Origin of the sequence: Paenibacillus sp. Soil724D2 (assembly GCF_001427935.1) — a bacterium.
Taxonomy (GTDB): domain Bacteria; phylum Bacillota; class Bacilli; order Paenibacillales; family NBRC-103111; genus Paenibacillus_E.
Map to the genome: position 1 here is coordinate 105,093 of NZ_LMRY01000007.1, position 22,779 is coordinate 127,871.

Sequence of the window (22,779 nt, forward strand, 5' to 3'; positions counted from 1 at the left end):
GATACCCTCCTCTTTGTATGTAGCCCATTACGATTTATGCCTGATCCTTGGATGCACACTTTTGATATCGCCGAAAGACCCCTACCACCACCCTTCATATTTACCTTCCGTTTTCTAACCTTTTACAGATCCAATCAGAACACCTTTAACGAAATAACGTTGTAAAAATGGATATAAAATGAGAAGTGGTGCCGCTGCAATGAGGATGACCCCATATTTGATCAGCTCAGAGACTCTTTGTTTAGCTAAAAGAGAGTCAATATCCGATACCATGTCGCCGATAGGCTGGCTTTGGATCAAAATATTACGGAGGACCAGCTGCAGCGGATACAGCTTTTCATTCTCCAAATAAATTAACGCATCGAAGAATCCGTTCCACTGGCGAACAACCGCAAACAGCACAAGCACCGCAATGATGGGTTTGGATAATGGAATTACAACACTCCATAGAAAGCGCGTATTTCTGCAGCCATCCATGAAAGCCGCTTCTCGGAGCTCATCCGGTATCGTTGATTGGAAGAACGTCCGGGCAATAATAATCCCAAAAGCATCGACTGCTGATGGCAGGATGACCGACCAAATCGTATTCACCATGCCCAGATTTTTGACCAATAAGTAAGTTGGAATTAAGCCGCCGGAGAAAAACATCGTAAACACGAAGAACAGCATAAACACATTGCGTCCATAAAAATCCTTACGGGAAAGCGGATAGGCCGCTCCAATCGTTAAAGAAACACTGATTAGGGCACTTGCAGCTGCGTAAAGGATCGAATTTCCATAACCAGACCAGATCTGAGGATCTGATAAAATTCTCCTATAGCCTTCGAGTGTAATTCCTTTGGGCCATAGCCAAACATTGCCGGCATAGATTTGATCTGGCTCGCTGATGGAAGCAATAACGACGAAATAAAGAGGATACAGAATCAACAATGCAAAGCCGCTCAACACTAGGATATTTAGAGCGTCAAACCATTTATCAGCGGTACTCTTAGCTGTAATCATGGGGCGAATACCTCCTCTCTTTTAAAATAGGCCGCTGCCATTTATTTTTTTGACGATGCGATTAACGGATAGCAATAGAACGAAATTGATCAGGGAGTTGAACAAACCTACTGCTGCAGAGAAGCTGTATTCCGCTCGCTGCAAGCCGATTTTGTACACGTACGTAGCAATAATCTCAGACGAACTAACGTTCAGGTCATTTTGCATGAGAAAAGCTTTTTCGAAGCCAACATTCATGAGATTCCCAATCGCTAATATGAACAAAATGAGAATCGTCGGCTGGATGCCAGGAATATCGATATGCCAGATCCGATGCCATTTCGTAGCTCCATCCACTACCGCCGCCTCGTGAAGATGCGGATCAATACCTGCTAGCGCCGCTAAGTAAATAACGGAAGCAAAGCCGGTTTCTTGCCATACACCGGAGAACACATAGAGGCTTTTGAACCATTCAGCCTTCGATAAAAAGTAGATCGGCTCTCCTCCAAAAAGTTGAACGATGTGATTGATTAGTCCACTTCCCGGCGATAAAAACACATACAACATACCAACGAGGACGACTGTTGAGATGAAATATGGAGCATAAATGACAGTCTGGATAAATCGTTTGTACCTTTCATGGAGCAGCTGATTGAGCATCAACGCTATAAGGATTGGCACAGGAAATGAAACCACTAAAGAGAAAACACTAAGCCCTAACGTATTCTGGATGACGGTCCAAAAGTTGAAAGAATCGAAGAACCGCTGAAAATGCTCCATACCTACCCAAGGACTCCCCCAGAAACCTTTGGAAGCGATAAAATCTTTAAATGCGATTTGAACCCCATACATTGGCCAATATTTAAAAATGATAAAGTAGATCACGGTGGGCAGAATGAGAAGGTATAACTCATAGTTGGTTCTGATCTGTTTAAGTGGTTCCTTGAACTTGTTCATTCGTTGTGATGCAGCCCCTTTCTTTTTCGGGAAATCGTTTACGTAAACGTTTTTCTGATGTTCAAAAAAAAGCCAGATCAGCTTTTTAGCAGGAATCTCGTAGAATTAACGAGGTAGGAAGTCTGTATTCTTCGCTTTTTGTGCTTGGCTTCTCGATCCGTTCTAACATGATCTCTGCTGCTTTCACGCCGATCTCGTAAGAAGGCTGCCGGATGACCGACAAAGGCGGACACGTAATTTGTGTCCAATCATAATCGTCAAAACCAATAATTGCCAGCTCGGCTGGAATTTTAATCCGTCGTTCTTGTATGTATTTCATCGCGCCCATTGTCAATACGTTATTGGCAATAAATAGAGCTGTAATCTTCTGCTCGCCAAGCAGCGCCTTAGCGCTCTCATATCCGCTCTCAACGTTAGATTCCGCCATCCTCACAATGGATGAATCAAACGGAATATCGTGATCTGCTAATGCTTTTTTGTACCCATCATAGCGCTCATTACTCGTTGTAATACCGAGTTCGCCGGTTAACAGCCCAATTCGGCGATGACCTTTCAGGATGAGCGTTTTTACTGCTTCGTAAGCGCCTCCAATTCCGTCTGCCAACACACAATCCCCGATATAACCTGTCGGATTGCGATCGATGAACACGACAGGATAATTAGAACCCACGATATCGTTTAAATAACCGACATCTTCAGCGATTGAAGCAATAAATAAGCCGTCAATTAACTTGGAATTAAACAATTTAATTTGTTCTTTCTCATCTTCAATTTGTTCCGTTGTATTGTTGCTCAGCAGCAAATGATAGCCATGCTGCTTCAATGTATACTGAATACCTTGTGCTACCATCATAAAGAAGAAATTAGAGGTATCTGATGGGAGAACTGGCACGATGAGGCCAATTGTATTAGACTTCTGACTGCGCAAGCTCCTGGCTGCCGAATTTGGGCGGTAGTCGAGTTCTTCCATTGCTTCATAAACTTTGCGCTTAACTTCATCCGACACATAACGGGTGTTATTAATTACATGTGACACTGATGCTATCGAAACGCCCGCTTGCTCGGCTACCTGCTTAATACCCGATCGCATAACATTCGACCCTCTTCTCTCGAGAAAACGTTTACGTAACCGTTTTCTTTTATTATATGGTCGAGTTATTTGCGTTGTCAATGACTTTTTTGTTGAAACGAAAACCCAAAATCCCACTTTGAGGGAAATTTGGGTTTTCGTTTTTTATCCTTAGTACACCTTTTTCCACTCCGCAATGTTCGAAGCTTCAAAATATGTTGCAGATGAACTTATTGTCTTGACAATGGTTCACCTTCAACTTCACAGCCTGTTATCTTCTCTTTAATAATAGTAACTCTGCCCCCACTGTTCATCAGGGTTGTTTTAACATCCCCTATTTTACAATCTTCACAGACCCAACTGTTTCCTAACTTCCTAAATCCATTCGTCGTACCACATTGTTCGCAAGTAATCATGCTTCATCAACTCCTAATCATTCCTAATGGCTGCTTTTAAAGTACATCTTTTCAAATTCATACTCTATGAGATATGTCACAGATCTGTTCTATTTTTTGTGATCAATCTCACTGCCTCGTTCAATTAAAAAGAATACACTTTTAACAGACTCTACATAGGAGGTTTAATATATGGGGTACTATTCAGATACTTCCGCTAGTAATGAAATTGCCAATTACATGCATTGGCATTGGATGTTGGATAATCAGTTTCGTTCATTACATAGACTTCACTCAGATATCGATCAGAAATTGAAGATTATCAATGGACTTGCAAGCAACATAGAGTCCGAAAAAACTTCGGTAACGCGGATAAATTTCATCAAAAAGATGCTTGATGAAGTCAGAGGATTATTGGATGAACTTTCTCTCTTTGAAAAGAAAGAGGGGGATATGCTTTTACTTATGTCTGTTCCTTTTGCTAAAATTAATATAGAAACGAATGAATCGTTCGAATCAGAAGTTGAGTATCTTCTTACCATGTTAAGAATGTTTTATCAAAAGACTCTACGTATGACCCCATTGCCAAACAAAAAAGAAGCCAAAGAGTTAAGCCGATGCTTAATGTTGACTATTCAACCTATTGAAAATCACATGGATCGAATAGAGAAGGAATGGTACCCAGCCATATTGGAATGGCTGCAGTAAACTGTGTCGGAGCAACTGTGAACATTCCGTGCTTGCTTCTATGGAGGTGAACGTATATTCGAGGCAGCATCCTTCATCATGTTATTGGTCGGGACAATTAACAATTCTCTCTCCAATGCCGGAGCGCCTCAATATCATGAATCACAAACCCTGAACGATCTGTTTCTACAATACCTTCCTTGCGGAGCTGATTAAGCAGACGGTTAACCGTCTCCCTGGTTGTACCGATCGCATTGGCGATATCTTGATGGGTCATTGGAATCTCGATAAGCAGTTTCCCGCTTTTCACCCTTCCATTGGTCTCTGCGAGCTTAAGCAAGAATAATTGTCCTCTGTTTTGCACATCTTGTCCTGTCAGTTCTTGCAGCTTTCCCTGCAGTTCAAGGATTTTCTCGCTCATCACACGTAAGAGTTTAACCGCTATGCCGGGGGCATTACTAAGAAAAGCTTCGAAGGGCTTGATGGGCATCGCAAGCAGCAGCGTTGGCACAATGGTCTCTGCGGTAGCTGGATAATGATTTGTATGAAACAACCCGGTATGCGGAAACATATCCCCGGTTTTCAGAAAAGAAACAATTTGTTGATGACCATTCTCATCGGTCTTATACGTTTTAATTAAGCCACTTTGGATAAAATATACGGCTTCTTTCTCACTGCCTTCCGTAAATACGATTGTTTTTTTGCGATACGATCGTTGAATCATAATCCTGCAAAGCCCTTCCATTTCCCCATCGGACAAATCTCGAAACAACGGAACTTGGCGAAGGATCACTCCGGGATCTATGCTTTTTTCGTTCATTGTCATCTCCCTTCCTGTACACATATTTGTGTTAAACAAGCAAAAAAGAGCCAGGCTTTACTCCGGCTCACCTGTAATGTGGAGCTCTAGATTGTGATGGCTATCACATTTCTCTCATTACTCTTCTTTATTTACAAAAAAGTTGGCTGGACCTTTCAGACGGTCTAAAATAATCATACGCACTTCATTTGAAGGAACCACTTCCTCCAGTGCCTTTTGCATACACGCCAACCAAGCATCTGCCCGTTCTCTAGTAATTGGGAAAGGCATATGTCGTGCTCTCATCATTGGATTCCCGTGTTTGTCTGTATATAAGGAAGGACCTCCAAAAAATTGAGTTAGGAACTGAAACTGCTTCTCAATCAAGGGCTCTATGTCTTCTGGAAAAATAGGTGCAAGCAACGGGTCTGCTAACACTTTTGGATAAAACGCATCCACAATATTTCTTATTGTCGTTTCTCCACCAATATAATCATACAGTTCCATGACTGTAATCAGCTCCCTTTCGATTCATCTACAAACAATTACTCCCTATAGTTTACACGATACCTTTAACCAAAGCTGTTACCTAAATCACACTTGTCAATTTTAACCTCTAATTAGAATGACGATAAATCAGTGCATAAATTCCCGAGACAAATAAAGCCCCGCCAATTATGGCGTACCCAAAGGTGCCTTATGTAGGTCGGCGTTCTGCTAACTAGTGATCGGGTGACTTTTCCTTGCCAGCGAAAGAACACACAAAAATGAGGAGGCAAATATAACCTTGCCTCCTCATTTTTTTATATTCCTAAGTGAAATTATTTATGGGAAAGCCCCTTTTATTCATGCTGAATTCCTTTTATTTTACGACCAATACAGGGAGCTTTGCATGCTGAACAACATTGTGACTGACACTACCAAGAACAAATTCACCAATACTACTAAGACCTCTGCTGCCAACAATAATAAGATCCGCTTGAATTTCGTCTGCATATTTCAGAATTTCTTTCGTAATCGAACCGCTTCTCACTTCAATATGAATATTCGAAAAATCAGCAATTTTTTCATTGATTTTACCAATGACTTGCTCGGAGTAATTCAAATAATTATTTTCAATGACAATAGGTGGTATGACAACGGAAGAACCTAGTACATAAGTGGGAAGATTAAAAATATGAATAATATCCAGTTTCGAATAATGGTTCAACTTAGCTAACTTCAATGCAGAATCGAGCGCTTTATCTGATGCTTCGGAACCGTCGTAAGCTACTAATATTTTCGAATATAACATTTCACATTCACCTCGTTTCACAATATACTTTCTAAAAACCGAAGTGGACTTTATACACCAATTGCGCCGCAATGTCAGCTGATCTGAGAATCGTACCATGCTCTGAACTTATTAAGCTCGTATGTTCTTCTCCCCTTAAGGGTATGGCCAGAAACTGATGTTCACTCATATACATTTGCATAAAATCTTGGTCCTCGGAAATGCGTATCTTCTCAAGCTTCATTTTTTTCGGAGGTGCTATAGGATCGAGTCCTGTCTGATCCTCGATGTGCACTTCAATCTGAGTGCCAAGCCACCGTGATAATTTTTCTTCCCATTTCATACATGTGCCTCCTTCTTTAAGCGGCAGCAGCCTGCATCTGCTTTTGGTGAAACCTTCACCTGATACCCATGAAGATGATTCCAGCAATCGTATTCAGAAGTCAAATCGGACTGGGCGGACTCTTCGATATAACGAAGTACCTCAACTTCACTTTCCCAAATCGCCATCCCTTTGATTTCAGCAACAGCAATATCGAGCCCTTCTTCTTCTCTGAGATCTATATACCAAGTTCCTTTCCCAGCGAAAAGACCATTTAATTGTCGTTCAATTATCGTATAGAAGGGAGACTGTGTATGTTCACGAATAAAGCATAAATCCAAAGTAAACTCACTCGGCATGGTCTTTTCCCTCCTACTTAAAGCCTCTTTGTTTGGTAATATCGCTAAACATTCCCGAATAATAGACGACATCTCCGGCATCATTCTTGACTGCGCTTATCGTGAGCCATTCCAGATACACATCGCCATTCTTTTTACGATTCCAAATCTCACCTTGCCAGAAGCCCTGACCGCGAATTTTATCCCACATGGTATCGTAAAAAGCACGATCCTGTTTCCCTGATTTCAATACACTAGGTGTCAAACCCATTACTTCTTTGGCTTCATAACCAGTCAGCTCTGTAAAGGCAGCATTAACGGAACGAATCGTTCCCTTTGTATCGGTCACCATGATGCCCTCTACCGTATTTTCAATAATCTTAGCGGATAGACCTAATTTCTCCTGATAAAACATCCAAACAATGAGAATCAAGCTGGCCAAAGCCACCTGTGATAAGGCCATGAATCCAATCGCATAATGACCTGTCAGCTTGAATAGGAAGGTAAGCAGCAGAGGCGGGAAAAATCCACCTAAACCACCCATCGCTGAAATAATACCATTCGCAATACCTGCTTGCTTGGTGAAATACATTGGAACCAATTTAAAGATGGTACCATTGCCCGTTCCGGCGCACAGTGCAATGGTTAAGCAACCTACTGTGTACCAAGTCATCGATGGGGCAAAAGAGAGTAGGATACCTGAGGCCGTCAAGCCTGCAAAAACAAACATAAGAATTTTGAAAGGGTTAAATTTATCCCCTAGGTAACCCCCGATAGGCCTCATAGCTGTCGCCAGCACGATAAAGCCACCCGTACGCATCCCCGCATCTATTTTGGACAAATGAAAGCTGGTGACCATAAAGTTCGGTAAATAAACCGTGAAAGCAACAAAAGAACCGAAAGTAAGAAAGTAGAATAAGCATAAGAACCATAGCTTGGAATTCCCGGAAACCCCTTTTACTTGTTCGACAAGGGATGTTTGTACAGGAGGCTCTTTGCGATCCCCGGCCAAAAAGTTCAATACCGCCATAACAATAAGTAAAATGCTGTACAGCATAACGGTTTTGGACCAACCTATTTGATTCGCTATGACGGGTGCTCCAAAGGTGGAAAGTGCTGTTCCGAGATTACCGATCCCGTAAATCCCATTAACGAAACCATGCCGTTCTTTGGGATAATATTTAGGCAAAGAGGTCACTCCCACGGAAAACACAGCGCCACCAATCCCCAGGAAAAATCCCCCAATAATCAGATCCCCGAAGGAATGAGCTTGACTAACCCAATAAACAGGCGCAAGCAATAGAATAAAACTGATAGCAAATAACTTTCTTGCTCCATATCGATTCGTCCAATACCCCACTGGCACCCGCATCACGGAACCGAACAAGATAGGAATAGCGGTTACCCATGTAAGCTGCGAGGGGGTTAACTTAATCGTCTCTTTAATAAATGGCATTAATGAAGATAGGATTACCCATACCATGAAACCTAGGACAAGACTGACGGTTTGAAGAGGCAATTGTACTTTTTTGATATTCATTTCACATCACGCTCCCGACGATAGATCCAAGCTGCAACAGGGAATAACAAACCGTTCAATAAAGCATAAACAAGAACTGTACGGTAATGTTCGAAATAGTAAGCATTCACTGCCTTTTGTGTACAAACGATGTTAAGAAACAAGACTATACATAACAAAATTACACCGACGTAGCTACGCTTCATATCGTTTCACTCCCGTCGCATAAATCACGCCTTGCTCCTTCTTCAAAAGAACCTCTGGCAAAGGTCTCTTGGGTGGTCCTGCTGTAGGCGACCCGGTTCTGGCATCGAAGATGCCGTGGTGGCAAGGACACACCATCTCATCCTTCTCTTTGCTCCAAAACACGGGACATTTGAGGTGTGTACACGCATTTTGATAAGCCTTGTACTCATTCTCGCCAAGGCGAATGAGCAGAGCCGAATCGTGCTCGCCCGGATAAGCGAATTCAACCGCATCTCCAACCGCAAGCGAGCTGATGTCTGTGATTTTCAGCTGGGGATAGGACTTTTTCGATAGTCCCGTCAGTTCTTTGGCAGCAAGAGCTCCCCAGGGCAACGTGGATACAGCGAACACTCCGGCTGCCCCAACCAGCGTCTTCATAAAGCCGCGTCGATCTAATTTTCTTTCATCATTTTTTCTTATATTGTGGGTATAATTATCTTCTTTAAAAGGACTATGATTATTGCCTTGCTTGTTGTCCTGTTCCATACAGGCTCACCCCATCACAAGTAGATTAGAACAATTTTTGTTTCCCTTGCAGAATGCCTGGTAGGCTGATCTTCACATTCGTTTCACCCTCTAGCGGATCGAAAGGTTGATGACTTGCCGTCCATTTCCCCAGCTTATGCTGAGCTTTCTTCGCTGCTAGTTCTTCCTCTGTCACCCATTGAAGTGTGTTCGTCGGGCAAACGGATGCACACATGGGAGGAATGCCCTCTTTGGTACGATCATAGCAAAGATCACATTTATACATCAGATTCTGCTCTTCATCGAATTTAGGGATACCATAAGGGCATGCAATGGTACAATTTTGGCAGCCGATACATTTCTCAACTAATGCTGAAAGCACAGCACCTTCTTCGGTGATCTGAATGGCTTGGGCTGGACAGCTTCTCGCACAGGCTGGATTCACACAGTGAAGACACATCAAAGGAATCGTTTGGCGGGTTACAAGCGGATTAACGTCGTATACATAATTGCGATTTCGTTCATCGTGGCCTCCGCATTGTGTACAAGCAGCCAAACAGCTTCGACAGCCGATGCAATTATCCATTTCAATGTATAGATGTTGTTTCATCGGATGTTCATCCTCTCAGGTTGCTTTGCGATCTGTGCTGCGCAAGTCTTAAACTCCGGCATTTTGGACATGGGGTCCAACGCCGCTATCGTAAGCAGATTAATCGACTGCTCGTGGCCGAAATGATAAGGAACGAAGACGGTATCTTTACGAATCGCTTCTATGATTTTCACTTTATAAAAGGCTTCTCCACGACGTGTATACAACCTGATGACTTCGTCATGTATGATGTTATATCGCTCCGCTGTTTCCGGATGTACTTCGACGTAAGGCTCCGGACACATGTCACGCAGGAAAGGAATTCTTCTTGTTTGATTTCCGGATAAGTAATGATAGACAACCCGGCCTGTCGTAAGACGAAGCGGATATTGCTCGCAAGGCTCCTCGGCAGGCGGTCTGTAAGGAAGCGCGCATAGCTTCGCTCTGCCGTCCGCATGGTAGAACTTGTGATCTAGGAACATATGCGGCGTACCCGGATCTGCTTCATCGCGGCAAGGCCAGAATACACCGTCCTGCTTGTCGATCTTCTCCCAAGTGGCTCCGTAATAGTCGGCATATCCGCCTTTGGAGGCAAGACGGAATTCGTCTGCTACATCCCTGGCTGTCTTTAGATGGCCGAAATACTGCCCTCTGCCTAGTCGCTCCGCGAGTTCTACTTGAATCAGCCAGTCAGGTTTCGATTCGCCAACGGGTTCTTGCGCTTTATTAATCTTGATGATCCGTCCTTCCAGATTCGTCACTGTACCTTCATCTTCTGACCAGGTTACAGATGGCAGTACAACATCGGCAAACTCAGCCGATTCGGATAAGTACATATCTGAACAGACCATGAAGTCCAGATTTTTTAAAGCAGAGCGGACGAAGTTTAGGTTTGGCGCAGAAACGGCTGGATTTGAACAAAGAAGGTACAAGCCGCGAATTGTCTTGTCTTGCATAAGCTCAAACATTTCATAAGCCGATACGCCGGGCTGTGGCATTTCTTCAGGTTTAATTCCCCACACGCTGCACACTTCTTCTACATGCTTCGGATTCGTTATTTTGCGGTACCCTGGAAGGGCATCGGCCTTTTGTCCGTGCTCTCTTCCGCCTTGACCATTTCCTTGCCCGGTAAAGGTGGCTACACCTGACTTTGGACGGCCGATCTTCCCAGTCACCAAGCACATATTCGTGTAGGCTGATACGTTATCAGATCCTTTAATTTGTTGTTCAATGCCACGAGCGAACATAACGATAGCGTTAGGGGCTTTACCATAAATCTCAGCAGCCCGTATTAATTTCTCAGGAGAAACACCTGTGATTTCGCTCGTATATTCAGGCGTGAATTCCTTCACAACCTCTTTCATTTCATCAAAGCCGTTGGTGTGATTGGCGACAAATTCAGCATCAACGTGCCCATTTTGAATCAGTAAATGGATCATACAATTCGCAAGCGCCAAGTCCGTGCCTGGGCGTAAATCGAGATGAACATCCGCCCGCCTGGCGATAGGCGTTTCTCGGGGATCTGCTACAATCAAATAACCGCCGCGGCTCTGCACTTCCCATATGCGGAACATAGAGGTAGGGTGACACTCGGCTGTATTACTGCCGGCGATGAACAAGCAATCCGTCTCATGCAAATCGGTCCACGGTAATGTAGATCCTCTGTCAACTCCAAAGCTGCGAAGGAAACCTGCTGCTGCGCTTGACATACAGAATCGGCCATTGTAATCAATGTAACGAGTCTGCAGCGCGACTCGGGCGAACTTCCCTGTCAGATAACATTTCTCATTGGTCATCGATACACCGCTGAATACTGAAAGTGAGTCCTTGCCGTACTTGCTTTGCATCTCTTGAAATCTTTGAACGATTAACGCGTAGGCCTCTTCCCAGCTGGCTTCGCGGAAGCCTTCCTTCGTTCCTTTGAGCGATGCATCGTCACGGATTAGCGGACGCAGCAGGCGATCATCGTGATTCGTTTGTTGATAGGCCGTCACACCTTTGGGACACATCTTGCCCAACGTTACCGGCCAATCATAGCGCGGCTCGACGCCGATGATTTGATTGGAAGAAGTATCCACCCGCAAATTCATCCCGCACTGCATGCCACAGTAAGAGCAATGGGTTTTAACCAATTTTTCGTTCGGGTGGGTTTTATTCGCGATTGTCTTAAAGAATTTATCCTTTTGCATTCTGGTTGCTCTCCTTTACGCGAATCTGATGGGTAGGTATTCCTGTAAATCGAGACATTCTGTATTTCCGGCGGCATGGCAGGCAAAGCTCTGCCAAGTGGAAGCCTTCCTCTGTTTTGAATTCAATCTCATTCACTTTAAGCACAGCGATGACATCATTGGATTGCTCGACAGATACAAAGCCCGTTCCACAAACCTTACAGCTTTTCATCTCTTGCTCTGTGTAATGTTCTCTGTAGTTCCGCGCAAACACACTCATAGGACGAAACGGTATGTGCGCCAGCTTTCCGAAAGGGATATAAATCAGTGTCACGATAACGGACCATTGGTGGACTAATGTGACAACCGAATGTCCATAGCCGTGAAGGAATATATTGCAGAAGGTGAGCAGCAATCCTGTTAAACTAACGAATAACAGCATATATAGCGGAAGAAAATCATAGATAAATGTTTGTTCCGCTCGGGCCTGCATGTTCTTAAGTCTACGATATAAGGCCATGCATACTCCGCCAATCACCATGAAGGCCGTAATGTTCAACGCATTGTAGAATAGAAATCCGAGAAGCCCATCCGCCTTTATATTCATGAGGTTGATCCCGAATCCAACAACCGTGTAGGTTCCGTTCTCTGCCATCGTGAAGTACATCCAACCGAACACCAGCGGAAAAGTAACGAAGGCGGATAAGATACATCCCCAACCAAGAAGAACGTGCTGTGTCCAGCGATACCACCCGCGATTCCAGATAAAGCGATAGGTGAGTAGATGCTCAGTAGTTGTCTGAGGCGTGCTTTTTCGAAATAACAGCTTTATGCCTTTTTTCAAAATAATTTTCGTAGGCGGGCGTTCCCCCCAAGCAATAAAGCGATAAAAGAATCCGCAAATGAAAACGACCGTACCTACCATATACCCATATAAAGCCAAGTCAATATGTGTAAAAAACCTCGAACCCACTCCCATAAGAATGAATAACCCGCTAACAACTAGGAAGACACATTTGGCGAATTTTGACGCGAACGCTCGATCCATATTTATCATTGCCCCTTCACTTGTCAATCTTATATTTGTATTAAATCATGATTCGGCCCTTCTGCACTGTGAGAAAAATCACTGTAAACCCACTTCGTGTTAGGTGCTTGATCCAACTATACGGATTTCCAGCAATCATAAATGTGATCTCAAACACATTTCTTCGAATGACACGAGATGGACAAAAAAACGACCTTCCATCAGATCTACTTAGATCTAAGGGAAAGCCGCAATCTTACCGTGTGAATACACGGGCGATTAAGCTCCATACCAACGCTAGAAAGCTGAGAATCCCGGTGGCTATAAACAGAAGTGGAAGCCTGAACATGGGCTCTTCCCCCTAAACGCGATTAAACAAAATGTTGTTCTCCAAATGGATGTGCTGGAACATATCCGCTTCCAATGCCTCCAGCTTCAAGTAAGTAAGCTGAAACGTTGTGCAGGCATCCTCCGGCAGCTCATAGTCTTTGGTGATTTCCCTCATTTGTCTAAGTAGATCACCCGAGCCCTCATGCTCCTGTTCGAGCGCAGCCAGAATTTCCAGCAGCTCTTCTCTTTTCTCTTTTGTGGGATCTTTCTCAAACGCAATGACAGCTGGGAATGCTTCTCTTTCTTCTTTATCCATATGATGCTCCATCTCACTTTTCAATGCTTCATACCATTGATGAACTTGAAGGAGTTCAGGATGGTAAGATCCATGCACACGTGCCACTTTTTGCACATATTCACTTAAATGCGGCAGTGCCGTTTTCAAATAGCCATGGTGGACGCGAATAATATAATCAATTAATTCGCTTGCGCTTAACTCACTCCAATTCAAGTTGTCTGATTTAGCGGATGTAGCTGCTTCAACAAGGCTTTTTAACAGAACCTCTTCCTCAATTTTTTGGTCTCGAATCACTTGAAGAAGTGATTTATTCCCTCCGCAGCAGAAATCAATACGGTATTCCTTAAACACCTCAGCTGTCTTGGGAAATCCCTTCACAATATCTCCTACCCGATCGGTTAATTGAATGTTCACTTCCATGATAAATCCTCCAGTTCAGCTGTGATCTGAATCAACTATACCTAAACAACAGGTAACCATGTGTGATAGCCGTCACACTATTGAAAATGCTTTTTAAGCTTTTCCATGAATATCGCTTAGCATTTGATTCGCAACCGGGAAAAACATCTCCTCCTCGGACAAAAGATGCTCCGATAATACAGAGCAGGCCACACTAAGCAGTGAAATCGCCTTTTTCAGCCTTATGCTGTCAGCACCTTTGCATTGATCTGCATATTCAAGAAATGAGCGAACAAATCGTTCCGCTTGTTTATGATCCTCTTCCAGAACCCAGGTTGAGGTCAAAAAAGTAGGCTCCATCCCTTGACTCGCATAAACGGCAAGGAGGGGTAAAACCTCATCTTCCTCCCAGTGTTCGTGAGCCTCTAACTGCTGCATGAAGGTTTCCATTTGTTTACGAATCTCTTGAAATAAACGCCTTGACTCTTCCGAGCCAAGCATGCCGACCATATGACTTGTCATTTCCTGGACATGATCAAGTTCTTTCTTTAACGCGCCATGTTCGTCCTTTAATCGCTCCAGAATCAGTTGAAGACTAGAAGTCTGAGCGTCATCTAACGGCATCCCAAGATCAATAACCATACATGATTCCTCCTTTTATTGCTGTAATCACATTGTATACCTTCATTTCAGCTTTCTCTGTGAGGAGAATCACAACGCTCGTTTCTTTTTCGTGACTTTAATCACTGCGGGAAATTGAAGCTAGATTTAGATTAGAAGAAAAAGAATTGATTCCATCATGGAGGTAATCGTCATGGGTAGAGAAGACAATACTGCTTCGAATACGTTTATGTTAAACGCTAAGTTTCTTCTTATTTTGTTTGTGGTCATCGCTAATTGTATAGAGCCGCTGATTCAACAAAGTGCAGCTTTCCATTCCTTATATCTGGGTATTTACACCTTTCATATTCCCATGTTTGTCATGGTGACCGGGTATTTCTCTAAAGGTTTCCGTTTAGATGTCTCAGGAATCAAAAGTCTGCAGATGATTTTTTATCATTATCTGATCTTCCAGAGCCTCTACTCTCTGCTCGATTCGCTGGCCTTCCATGCGCCGGGTGTCCGTTATTCTTTTTTCATTCCGTATTCGTTATTGTGGTTTTTATTCAGCCATTTTTGTTGGCGATTGCTCCTTCTACTCTTTACAAAAATGCAGCATCCGCTTGTGGTCTCAGTCATTCTAGGCGTACTCATTGGATACGCACCTTTCACTGGAACGATGCTCAGCTTTTCCAGAACACTCGTCTTCTTTCCTTTCTTCTTGGCCGGATATTATTTTCACCTCGATATGATTCCTAAACATTTCGTTCGCATGAACAAGGGGTTAAGCGTAATTGGCCTTCTGGGTATCCTGGTCTTTCTCAACACGACCCCACTTGATCCAAAATGGTTATATAGCAGTTTTACTTATAAGGAGCTAGGGGCCTTTCATTGGCATACGGGGGCATATCGTTTAGGTGTTTATACACTAGAAATTATCGCTTCCTTTTGCTTCTTAAGCTTCGTTCCTCGCAAACAGTCCATCCTTACAGAATGGGGCAAATATACGGTATATGTGTTCTTGCTGCATGCGTTTATTACGAAAACCGCGATTTCGATGGGACTATTCTCGTATATACACACTTTTACACAATTGACTCTCGTCCTACTGCTTGCGGTGGCAATTACCTGGCTGCTGTTACAAGAATGGGTACGCCGATTCAGTCGGCCTCTTATCGAACCGGATCTATCTTTTTGGGAGCGATGGTTATCCCGAAAACATAGCATCTAGGTCCTTAAGATTGGTTTCAGATTGGGCGATTACGACCTGCTTTCGTTAAAGCAAACATTCGCTCTTACAAGCTGTCTGGTACACACCGAGACTACTATGGATAGCGGTTTAACCATGATTGATTAAGCAAGCTAATATCCCTTATCCTTTCTAATATCGCGGCACCTCATGAGATAAGACCAACGTACGCGCTTATTATCTGCACACGCTACATACTTGGCCGTATTAGCAAACAATAGGCAAGCTTAGCTTGCTTATAAAAATCAAAACGGGGCGATTCCGACAAATAAGCAACCTCAGCTGCCTTACCAGCCTAATGAAATGCGTAAACGACTCTTTCAAAACGCTTAGAAACAAACAAAAAAGAGGTATGGTCGAATAACCCATACCTCTTCCTGTGATGAAGTTGTAATAAGACCAAACATGCCATCGTTTCGGCGATAAACGAGGAATCGTTTTCCCTGCTTACAGGCTCAAGGCTTCCAAATGCCCGCTATTTTAACCCGCTTTGATGACGCATTCTATGCTTGATCTACTCCGTGTTTGTCTTTCAAATTTATCGGCAACAACATCGATTGATGCGTATTCATTTTGCTCATCTCCTATGAAAAAAAGGATTCCAAATCCGTCAGCACTTTCTCAGTTAAAGGAAAAATAAGTTGTTCTTCCATGGTAAAGTGGTCGTTTAGTATTAAACATGCCTGCACGAGATTAGATGCTGCCTCCGCTAATCTCTTCTTCACGACGAGAGGTGTTACCTCAATAATAGCTTCTTGAAAGGATTGGATAAATGACATGCCAAGTTGGTGATCTTTTTCCAATACCCAAAAAGAAGGCATGATAGAGGGCGTCGATTGACGATGAAAATAAGTTAACAGGAACGGAAATAATTCCTGCTCCTCCCATTCAGAATGTCGTTCCAGTTTCTCCACAAATTGTGCGGTCAGGTTTCTGAGATCTTGGACAAGCTGCATTCCCTTTACCGGATCATCCAATAGAATGACTTCCTTGGCACTCGTTTCAATCGTCCTGAGTTTTTCTCTTAATTCTTCATGCTCTACCCTTAATCGATCGGTAGCAAAGGCAAGCACATCCGGGTTTGAAGAAGCAATCCCATAATTATTGCTTGTGGAATGAATCACCATACAGAGTCCCTCCCAAAATAATCGTATCGTTCACTATCTATCTCTAGAATAGCTTCAAGAGTAGGTTCTCGCTGTGCGATACATCACACTAACCGCCAATATGAGACATTTCAACCTTATGTGCGGGAGTCGTCTGTGCTAGTCTCCTTTCGGAATACCGATCCTGACGCTCTCCCCATACTTGAACAATTAAAGATCTTAGATCTTCATCACTTGCGCCGTCTCTGAGCACACTTAGCAGGTCCGTCTTTTCTGAAGCAAACAAACACGTATACAAATGTCCTTCCGGAGACAGCCGGGCTCTTGTACAGGTACTGCAGAACGCCTGAGTCACAGAAGAGATCAAACCAATCTCTTGCTGAGAACCCTTATAACGATAACGCGTTGCAACCTCGCCTGTATAATTCGATTCCACCCGTTCCAGCGGCATCTCTCTATGAATGATCTCGATAATCTTTTTGCTTGAAACAACATGTTTCAAATTCCAACCATTACTATTCCCAACGTCCATAAACTCAACAAATCTCAAAATATGCCCGCGCTCCCGGAAGTATTTGGCCATTGGAACAATATCCTGGTCATTAACGCCCTTTTGTACAACCATATTCACCTTCACGGATAATCCTGCCGAAGCCGCGGCATCGATGCCTTCCAGCACGCCTTTTGCCGTAAATCCTCTCCCGTTCATGGCACCGAATCGCTCATCATCCAAACTATCCAGACTCACTGTGATTCGCTCTAATCCAGAGTCTCTTAACTCCTTTGCCTTGAGTTTCAATAATGACCCATTGGTTGTAACGGCAATATCTTTGACGCCCTCTATATGGCGAACCAGGGAAATAATTTTGCCAATATCTTTGTTTAAAAGAGGCTCTCCGCCTGTAATCCGTACTTTCTCTACGCCAAGAGATATAAATATCCGCGTTAACCGTTCTAATTCTTGAAGGCTAAGCAGCTTTTCTTGCGGAAGAAACCGATAATCTGGACCAAACACCTCTTCAGGCATACAATATCGGCAGCGGAAATTACAGCGATCCGTTACCGATATCCGTAAATCGCGAAGCGGCCTTTGAAGCGCATCTGTCATTGGTGGAACAATCTTATCGAGATTTTCCATATTTCGCCTCTCTCAGTACATAGTAAATTCGTAGGGAAGTGGGATAACCTCTACTTGCTGGCCGGCAGCAATCCCTTTGGAACCCGCTGGTATCATAATGATGCAATTAGCATCTTGTATGGATACAAGCATACTCGAGTTATTTTTTTCTAACACACTTACCTTTACCTGTTCATTTAAATACATCAAGCGTCCTCTTATATATCTATCGTGCGGACACCCTTTATCATAATCATTCGTAATAATCGCTTGAATGTGATGCTTACATGGACTTTCTATTCCTTGCATGGCAAGCAGCACAGGCCGTACAAGCAGTTCAAAACTCACGAAGCAGGCGCCGGGATTGCCGGAAAGACCAAGTACGAGCTTATTATTGATAACGGCTGCTGAAGTTGGACTCCCGGGCCTCATGGCGATTTTATTGAATAGCAGCGTCATATCGTTCTCGCTCGTTGAAGTAAAGAAGTCTGCCATTACATCATAATCCCCAACCGAGACCCCTCCACTAACAATAAGCATATCACATTTTCCCAAGGCATTTTTAATCGTTCGATTGACTTCATCAATATCATCGGGAGCAGTTCCAACCTTGACAGCCAACCCGCCGTATTGTTCAATTTGTGACGAAAGCATGTAGGCATTGCTATTACGAATTCTCCCTGGTTGAAGCGGCTCCCCCACAGAGATCAATTCACTTCCAGTCGTTAATACGCCGACGACAGGTCGACGGAAAACAGGAACTTTTTCATACCCCATAGAGGCAAGCAGTGCAATTTGGCCTGGACCTATTCGGGTGCCTGCGCCCATTAACAGCTGCCCTGTCGTTATTTCATCCCCGACCTTGGTAATGTTTTGTCCAGTGGTGACCTTATGCTTAATACGGATATAAACTTGTCCTTCCTCCTGATATTCCTCTGTCTGCTCGAACATGATGACAGCATCCGCTTCGTCCGGAACAGCGGAGCCCGTCATGATACGAATCGCTGTACCAGGAACCACTTGTTTATTCGAAGTGTATCCGGCAGGCACTTCATCAATCACTCTTAGACATGTAGGATGCTGTGGAGTAGCGAATAAGGCTTCTTCGCTCCGAACCGCATACCCGTCTAACCCAGAGCGACGAAAATGAGGCATACATTCCTTCGAGAACAGAGGTTCCGAAATCCTTCTATGTAAACAAGAATCAATCGACGTATATTCGTTCTCCAGCTGCAGAACATGCTGCATAATCATGTTCTGGGCATGCTCAACTTTGACGGCCTTGCGAGCAAACCTCATGCTCCGGTTTATCATGGATCAATAGTCCTTTCCTACAACGTTTAGCTTATTAGTTGAATCATAAATCTTTATGGTAAAAGTAGAAGTGATATTAATCACACGAGCGTACATGTAAAAAGGAGGTAACATGGACTTAAACCAGTATTACCTCCTTTTTATATTTAACCGCTCGGGTTCGATAGCTGCTGGCATTCACGGAACGCGAAATGCTTGCATCCAAGACATTGAGAAAAGTTAAGTTTTGTTAATGCAAAACTAACGGCTTCACCTGTTTTATCAAAAATGTGTCCCTGCCCAATGATCTCGTCTAATCTTGTTTTTAGGAGCATTTGGCGTGGTTGGTTTTGGATTTCGGAAATGAATACGAGGCCACCCTGATTTTTAAAGTGATTGACGATACTTGATAAATTAGATTCCCCTGTTGTGTCTATATAGGGAACATTGCCTGTACATATTGATTGTTGAAAAGTGAATGAATAATTCCTTCATATTGGAAAGAAATTCTTGATGTCTTTGAAGATTACTTAATCCAAGGAAATTGGCAATTTGGCCTGTAAATATGGTAACGGCAATTCCTGTGGTAAAACCTATTGTTACTGGACGCGGAATAAATTTGATTACGCCACCTAATTTAAAGATCCCCATGAATAACAAAATGACTCCTGCCATAAAGCCAGCGATAAGCAGGTTGTCGTATCCATACTGCATGACAATCGCAAATAGAATAGGTATAAACGCTCCTGTCGGACCGCCAATTTGAAATTTTGAACCACCAAATAATGAGATGAGTATCCCCGCAAATATCGTTGTGTATAAACCATATTCAGGTTTTACCCCTGATGCAATTGCAAACGCCATCCCTAGTGGAATGGCGACAATACCTACAATCAGACCTGAAATCAAGTCTTTTTGAAATTTTCTTCGATTATAACCCTGAAATCTGCCACTAAAAGAAAGCTTCATATCCAATCCCACCAATACTTAATATCTGATTATTTGAATATATGTAAAATCATATACCTAGAATAATTAGGTGTCAATTTCAATTTTCTTGGTCAACAAATACGGCTTACGTCGCCCACTGGTGAGAGTGTTAATGATGGTTGTGGTTGTGGTTGTGGTTGTGGTCTTAAATCGGGATCCCTCGTCATATCTGCTCTATTGAGGTTCTGGATGAATGAATCTATGATCTCGGTTGAATGTTGTTGCAGAAAGTGCAACAATTACGGCCTATATCTGGCCTATCTCCCATCATTGCTGCATCTTGTACAACAATTTGGTCCTATACAGGCCATTTCGCAATAAATGGGCTAAAATTGTTGTACAAACGAGTCAATTTCATAATAAAAGTCCGATTTTTCCAAGTATGGATTCGGGAGAAATGCAGTTGAATAAGAGCCTTTAGAGACTGCTATTTCTTCATTTCCAGCGTATTTTGTAAAAATAAGAGTCCGTAGAGGCTCTTATCCGTCAAGTAAAGTGTGATCTCGGGAGAAAAGCAATCGAATAAGAGCCTTTAGAGACTGCTATCTCTTCATTTTCACCGTATTATGTAAAAATAGAAGTCCCTAAAGACTCTTAACGTTCAAATAAAGTGTGGATTCGATAGAAATATCGTCGGATAAACCTTAAGGAGCTAATTTCACTATTAAAGCACTATTTTCCCACAAAGCGCCATAATATCTTGGGTAGGTGACTGTTTTTGAATGCGCTATAAATCCTTATGTAGCAAGGGTTTTGAATTACGAAATTGACTCCAAACTGCAACTTCAAGTTGCAAAATAGCCTTTGGGCGTATGAATTGTTGTAGATAATACAACACTGCTAATCATAATAGCCCAGTTCCCCTCATGAAAGCTGAATGACCTAAAAACACCTGGAAAATATAGTAACTTACCGAATCATTATGCGGGCATCCACAGTTTCATTCAGCACTAGCAAAATCCATAGCTTTCCATGCCAAATAGGGGTAAGCTTCACCTTCACCTCCCCCTAACTCCTAAAAACATATAAATGATGATAAAAAAAAATTACTGATTTTTTATATTTTCTAACATTGAAATAGCATTCACGAGATGATTGTCAAAAATTTGCTTGGCAACAATAAGCAGGTCTTTAATTAGTGGATCTGTCAGAGAGTATATCACTGAGGTTCCGTCTTTACTTCCACGGACAACGTTTTTATTTCTTAATACAGATAACTGTTGTGAAACGGCAGAACCTTCACTGCCTAATATCGTTTGAATCTCATTAACGTTTTTATCGCCTTCGGCTAATACTTCAAGAATTCTTATACGCAATGGGTGTGCTAATGCCTTGAAAAAGTCGGCTTTAAAATGCTGTATTTCTTGAAACATCACGTTCTCCCCTAAATGTTCGGAAATTTGAATATATCTATCATATCATAAATCAAATAGCATTATTCGATTTGGGTTTATAACTTATATCCGCTATGAATCTATAGTGTATGTGAAATATATCACATACACTCACATAGGCATATTGTATAATAAAATCATAAAACAGAGAAGGAGTGGTTACTATGACAACCCTGCATAATGAGAATTTAGAAGTATTACGTGATGATTTCTGCTGCGAGTATGGACAGTTATTTGCTGAAAGAGTTGGTGGGTTACGCAATCAGGATGAGCAAGTTACACAACAGCAATTCGAACCGCCCACTGAAGAAATGAATACGATGAAGTATCTGCATCAAGCCGGCCTTCAGGAGGAGTACCTTTTATGACTTACCCTGCAAAAAAATATAACCAGTAGTGCTGGAATCCCTTCCGGCGCTACTGGTTTTTATTTTTAATATAATTCTGTATCCATCCCCATTTCAATGAGATCCTTCGCTCTGGCAGCTTCCTGATCTGTTGGTGTAGGACATTGTTCTAGAGGGTACTCCTTCCCCATTTGCTGCCACTTATAGACGCCCATTCGGTGATAGGGCAGCAGCTCCAATTTACTAACATTGGGCAATGTACCTATGAAGTTGCCGAGTTCGAGTAAATCCTTGTAGTCATCCGTCCATCCAGGTACAAGCACATGACGAATCCAGACAGGCTTATCGATCTTATTCAGATGTTCGGCAAAGCGAATGATACGATCATTAGGCTGTGCCGTAAGCGCGATGTGCTTATCAGGATTGATCTGCTTCAGATCGAGCAGTACTAAATCCGTTACATCCAAAAGCTCCTGTGCATGACTCGGCTCACAAAATCCGTTCGTATCCAGCACGGTATGCAGCCCCCAGCGCTTTTTGCATTCGACAAATAAACGGGCTAAGAAAGGAGCCTGCAAGGTTGGCTCCCCGCCCGTTACCGTAATTCCCCCACCTGAACGGCGATAGTATTCGAGGTAAGGCTCAATCTCATTTAGAATCTCCTCTACATCCATCTGCTTGCCTGTATTCATTTCCCATGAATCCGGATTATGGCAGTACTTACACTGCAGCGCACAGCCCTGCATGAAAAGAACAAAGCGGATGCCTGGTCCATCAACGGTGCCAAAGGAGTCGAAGGAATGTATGCGTCCTTTCATCGG

25 protein-coding genes and 1 pseudogene are annotated in these 22,779 nt (G+C 43.0%); 3 read left to right on the plus strand and 23 right to left on the minus strand.

Translation table 11 applies throughout. The features are described 5' to 3' along the window. Positions 1–114: 114 nt before the first annotated feature. The 3 genes from ASG85_RS09585 to ASG85_RS09595 all read right to left on the minus strand — a co-directional run bounded on the left by ASG85_RS09585 (position 115) and on the right by ASG85_RS09595 (position 3,028). Positions 115–1,011 (minus strand): carbohydrate ABC transporter permease, encoded by an 897-nt coding sequence (locus ASG85_RS09585; RefSeq protein ID WP_156390162.1) that lies wholly within the window; start codon positions 1,009–1,011, stop codon positions 115–117. Between the two features lie 12 nt (positions 1,012–1,023). Further along, entirely contained in the window at positions 1,024–1,938 is a 915-nt protein-coding gene (locus ASG85_RS09590) for an ABC transporter permease (RefSeq protein ID WP_082562398.1), read from the minus strand. 85 nt (positions 1,939–2,023) lie between these two features. Further along, complete coding sequence (locus ASG85_RS09595; RefSeq protein ID WP_060646086.1) at positions 2,024–3,028, minus strand: LacI family DNA-binding transcriptional regulator; 1,005 nt, start codon at positions 3,026–3,028, stop codon at positions 2,024–2,026. A 566-nt stretch (positions 3,029–3,594) separates the two neighbouring features. Between ASG85_RS09595 and ASG85_RS09605 the strand changes: the two genes are divergently transcribed. Beyond that, a complete protein-coding gene (locus ASG85_RS09605) occupies positions 3,595–4,110 on the plus strand; it encodes a hypothetical protein (RefSeq protein WP_060646088.1) in 516 nt (171 codons plus the stop codon). A gap of 97 nt (positions 4,111–4,207) precedes the next feature. Here ASG85_RS09605 and ASG85_RS09610 read toward each other — a convergent pair whose 3' ends face one another. From ASG85_RS09610 to ASG85_RS09670, 13 genes are all read right to left on the minus strand, one after another. Then, on the minus strand, positions 4,208–4,909 hold the full coding sequence (locus ASG85_RS09610; RefSeq protein ID WP_060646089.1) for a Crp/Fnr family transcriptional regulator: 702 nt from the start codon (positions 4,907–4,909) through the stop codon (positions 4,208–4,210). A gap of 117 nt (positions 4,910–5,026) precedes the next feature. Beyond that, on the minus strand, positions 5,027–5,395 hold the full coding sequence (locus tag ASG85_RS09615; protein WP_057305561.1) for a globin: 369 nt from the start codon (positions 5,393–5,395) through the stop codon (positions 5,027–5,029). 355 nt (positions 5,396–5,750) lie between these two features. Continuing rightward, a complete protein-coding gene (locus ASG85_RS09620; protein ID WP_060646090.1) occupies positions 5,751–6,182 on the minus strand; it encodes a universal stress protein in 432 nt (143 codons plus the stop codon). Positions 6,183–6,213: 31 nt separating this feature from the next. After that, entirely contained in the window at positions 6,214–6,504 is a 291-nt protein-coding gene (locus tag ASG85_RS09625; RefSeq protein WP_060646091.1) for a hypothetical protein, read from the minus strand. Beyond that, a complete protein-coding gene (locus ASG85_RS09630; RefSeq protein WP_060646092.1) occupies positions 6,501–6,842 on the minus strand; it encodes a hypothetical protein in 342 nt (113 codons plus the stop codon). The genes ASG85_RS09625 and ASG85_RS09630 overlap by 4 nt, the downstream gene beginning before the upstream one ends. Positions 6,843–6,855: 13 nt before the next feature. Beyond that, positions 6,856–8,361 carry an MFS transporter gene (locus ASG85_RS09635; protein WP_060646093.1) on the minus strand — a complete coding sequence of 502 codons (1,506 nt, stop codon included), beginning with the start codon at positions 8,359–8,361 and terminating at the stop codon, positions 6,856–6,858. Beyond that, positions 8,358–8,546 (minus strand): hypothetical protein, encoded by a 189-nt coding sequence (locus ASG85_RS09640; RefSeq protein ID WP_057305565.1) that lies wholly within the window; start codon positions 8,544–8,546, stop codon positions 8,358–8,360. The genes ASG85_RS09635 and ASG85_RS09640 overlap by 4 nt, the downstream gene beginning before the upstream one ends. Then, positions 8,536–9,072, minus strand: a complete 537-nt coding sequence (locus tag ASG85_RS09645; RefSeq protein WP_060646094.1) for a Rieske 2Fe-2S domain-containing protein — start codon at positions 9,070–9,072, stop codon at positions 8,536–8,538. Before ASG85_RS09645 ends, ASG85_RS09640 begins: the two co-directional genes overlap by 11 nt. A 25-nt stretch (positions 9,073–9,097) precedes the next feature. Beyond that, entirely contained in the window at positions 9,098–9,661 is a 564-nt protein-coding gene (locus tag ASG85_RS09650) for a 4Fe-4S dicluster domain-containing protein (protein WP_060646095.1), read from the minus strand. Beyond that, positions 9,658–11,829: a molybdopterin oxidoreductase family protein gene (locus ASG85_RS09655; RefSeq protein WP_057305568.1), complete on the minus strand. Its 2,172-nt coding sequence runs from the start codon at positions 11,827–11,829 to the stop codon at positions 9,658–9,660. Before ASG85_RS09655 ends, ASG85_RS09650 begins: the two co-directional genes overlap by 4 nt. Beyond that, complete coding sequence (locus tag ASG85_RS09660) at positions 11,816–12,856, minus strand: hypothetical protein (RefSeq protein ID WP_057305569.1); 1,041 nt, start codon at positions 12,854–12,856, stop codon at positions 11,816–11,818. The genes ASG85_RS09655 and ASG85_RS09660 overlap by 14 nt, the downstream gene beginning before the upstream one ends. A 340-nt stretch (positions 12,857–13,196) precedes the next feature. Further along, on the minus strand, positions 13,197–13,883 hold the full coding sequence (gene ric / locus ASG85_RS09665) for an iron-sulfur cluster repair di-iron protein (RefSeq protein WP_057305570.1): 687 nt from the start codon (positions 13,881–13,883) through the stop codon (positions 13,197–13,199). 93 nt (positions 13,884–13,976) lie between these two features. Further along, the gene (locus ASG85_RS09670; RefSeq protein ID WP_057305571.1) at positions 13,977–14,504 is read right to left on the minus strand and encodes a hemerythrin domain-containing protein; all 528 of its coding nucleotides are present in this window, start codon (positions 14,502–14,504) and stop codon (positions 13,977–13,979) included. Between the two features lie 172 nt (positions 14,505–14,676). Here ASG85_RS09670 and ASG85_RS09675 point away from each other — a divergent pair, with 172 nt between their 5' ends. Next, on the plus strand, positions 14,677–15,693 hold the full coding sequence (locus tag ASG85_RS09675; RefSeq protein WP_057305572.1) for an acyltransferase family protein: 1,017 nt from the start codon (positions 14,677–14,679) through the stop codon (positions 15,691–15,693). Between the two features lie 602 nt (positions 15,694–16,295). On the opposite strand, the gene ASG85_RS09680 is transcribed toward ASG85_RS09675, so the two are convergent. The 6 genes and pseudogenes from ASG85_RS09680 to ASG85_RS09700 all read right to left on the minus strand — a co-directional run bounded on the left by ASG85_RS09680 (position 16,296) and on the right by ASG85_RS09700 (position 21,590). Then, positions 16,296–16,838, minus strand: coding sequence for a hemerythrin domain-containing protein (locus ASG85_RS09680; RefSeq protein ID WP_057305573.1), 543 nt, complete (start codon positions 16,836–16,838; stop codon positions 16,296–16,298). Between the two features lie 88 nt (positions 16,839–16,926). After that, positions 16,927–17,955 (minus strand): GTP 3',8-cyclase MoaA, encoded by a 1,029-nt coding sequence (moaA, locus tag ASG85_RS09685; RefSeq protein WP_321166577.1) that lies wholly within the window; start codon positions 17,953–17,955, stop codon positions 16,927–16,929. Between the two features lie 12 nt (positions 17,956–17,967). Then, complete coding sequence (gene glp / locus ASG85_RS09690) at positions 17,968–19,248, minus strand: gephyrin-like molybdotransferase Glp (protein ID WP_060646096.1); 1,281 nt, start codon at positions 19,246–19,248, stop codon at positions 17,968–17,970. 146 nt (positions 19,249–19,394) lie between these two features. Then, positions 19,395–19,688: a sodium-independent anion transporter gene (locus ASG85_RS39840; protein WP_082562400.1), complete on the minus strand. Its 294-nt coding sequence runs from the start codon at positions 19,686–19,688 to the stop codon at positions 19,395–19,397. Beyond that, positions 19,681–20,196, minus strand: a pseudogene (locus tag ASG85_RS39055) (SulP family inorganic anion transporter); the annotation flags it as partial. The gene ASG85_RS39840 and the pseudogene ASG85_RS39055, both read right to left, overlap by 8 nt. Positions 20,197–21,263: 1,067 nt before the next feature. Next, entirely contained in the window at positions 21,264–21,590 is a 327-nt protein-coding gene (locus ASG85_RS09700; protein ID WP_057305576.1) for an ArsR/SmtB family transcription factor, read from the minus strand. 185 nt (positions 21,591–21,775) lie between these two features. Between ASG85_RS09700 and ASG85_RS09705 the strand changes: the two genes are divergently transcribed. Beyond that, entirely contained in the window at positions 21,776–21,979 is a 204-nt protein-coding gene (locus ASG85_RS09705) for a hypothetical protein (protein WP_057305577.1), read from the plus strand. A gap of 65 nt (positions 21,980–22,044) precedes the next feature. Here ASG85_RS09705 and pflA read toward each other — a convergent pair whose 3' ends face one another. Next, entirely contained in the window at positions 22,045–22,776 is a 732-nt protein-coding gene (pflA, locus tag ASG85_RS09710) for a pyruvate formate-lyase-activating protein (protein WP_060646097.1), read from the minus strand. Positions 22,777–22,779: the final 3 nt, after the last annotated feature.

Coding starts and splice junctions, on each gene's coding strand:
- ASG85_RS09640 (WP_057305565.1), bottom strand. CDS start 8,546: ATGAAGCGTAGCTACGTCGGTGTAATTTTGTTATGTATAGTCTTGTTT.
- ASG85_RS09660 (WP_057305569.1), bottom strand. CDS start 12,856: ATGGATCGAGCGTTCGCGTCAAAATTCGCCAAATGTGTCTTCCTAGTT.
- ASG85_RS09610 (WP_060646089.1), bottom strand. CDS start 4,909: ATGAACGAAAAAAGCATAGATCCCGGAGTGATCCTTCGCCAAGTTCCG.
- pflA (WP_060646097.1), bottom strand. CDS start 22,776: ATGAAAGGACGCATACATTCCTTCGACTCCTTTGGCACCGTTGATGGA.
- ASG85_RS09595 (WP_060646086.1), bottom strand. CDS start 3,028: ATGCGATCGGGTATTAAGCAGGTAGCCGAGCAAGCGGGCGTTTCGATA.
- ASG85_RS09630 (WP_060646092.1), bottom strand. CDS start 6,842: ATGCCGAGTGAGTTTACTTTGGATTTATGCTTTATTCGTGAACATACA.
- ASG85_RS09615 (WP_057305561.1), bottom strand. CDS start 5,395: ATGGAACTGTATGATTATATTGGTGGAGAAACGACAATAAGAAATATT.
- ASG85_RS09670 (WP_057305571.1), bottom strand. CDS start 14,504: ATGGTTATTGATCTTGGGATGCCGTTAGATGACGCTCAGACTTCTAGT.
- ric (WP_057305570.1), bottom strand. CDS start 13,883: ATGGAAGTGAACATTCAATTAACCGATCGGGTAGGAGATATTGTGAAG.
- ASG85_RS09705 (WP_057305577.1), top strand. CDS start 21,776: ATGACAACCCTGCATAATGAGAATTTAGAAGTATTACGTGATGATTTC.
- ASG85_RS09645 (WP_060646094.1), bottom strand. CDS start 9,072: ATGGAACAGGACAACAAGCAAGGCAATAATCATAGTCCTTTTAAAGAA.
- ASG85_RS09655 (WP_057305568.1), bottom strand. CDS start 11,829: ATGCAAAAGGATAAATTCTTTAAGACAATCGCGAATAAAACCCACCCG.
- ASG85_RS09620 (WP_060646090.1), bottom strand. CDS start 6,182: ATGTTATATTCGAAAATATTAGTAGCTTACGACGGTTCCGAAGCATCA.
- ASG85_RS09650 (WP_060646095.1), bottom strand. CDS start 9,661: ATGAAACAACATCTATACATTGAAATGGATAATTGCATCGGCTGTCGA.
- ASG85_RS09590 (WP_082562398.1), bottom strand. CDS start 1,938: ATGAACAAGTTCAAGGAACCACTTAAACAGATCAGAACCAACTATGAG.
- moaA (WP_321166577.1), bottom strand. CDS start 17,955: ATGGAAAATCTCGATAAGATTGTTCCACCAATGACAGATGCGCTTCAA.
- ASG85_RS09700 (WP_057305576.1), bottom strand. CDS start 21,590: ATGTTTCAAGAAATACAGCATTTTAAAGCCGACTTTTTCAAGGCATTA.
- glp (WP_060646096.1), bottom strand. CDS start 19,248: ATGATAAACCGGAGCATGAGGTTTGCTCGCAAGGCCGTCAAAGTTGAG.
- ASG85_RS09680 (WP_057305573.1), bottom strand. CDS start 16,838: ATGGTGATTCATTCCACAAGCAATAATTATGGGATTGCTTCTTCAAAC.
- ASG85_RS09675 (WP_057305572.1), top strand. CDS start 14,677: ATGGGTAGAGAAGACAATACTGCTTCGAATACGTTTATGTTAAACGCT.
- ASG85_RS09605 (WP_060646088.1), top strand. CDS start 3,595: ATGGGGTACTATTCAGATACTTCCGCTAGTAATGAAATTGCCAATTAC.
- ASG85_RS09635 (WP_060646093.1), bottom strand. CDS start 8,361: ATGAATATCAAAAAAGTACAATTGCCTCTTCAAACCGTCAGTCTTGTC.
- ASG85_RS09625 (WP_060646091.1), bottom strand. CDS start 6,504: ATGAAATGGGAAGAAAAATTATCACGGTGGCTTGGCACTCAGATTGAA.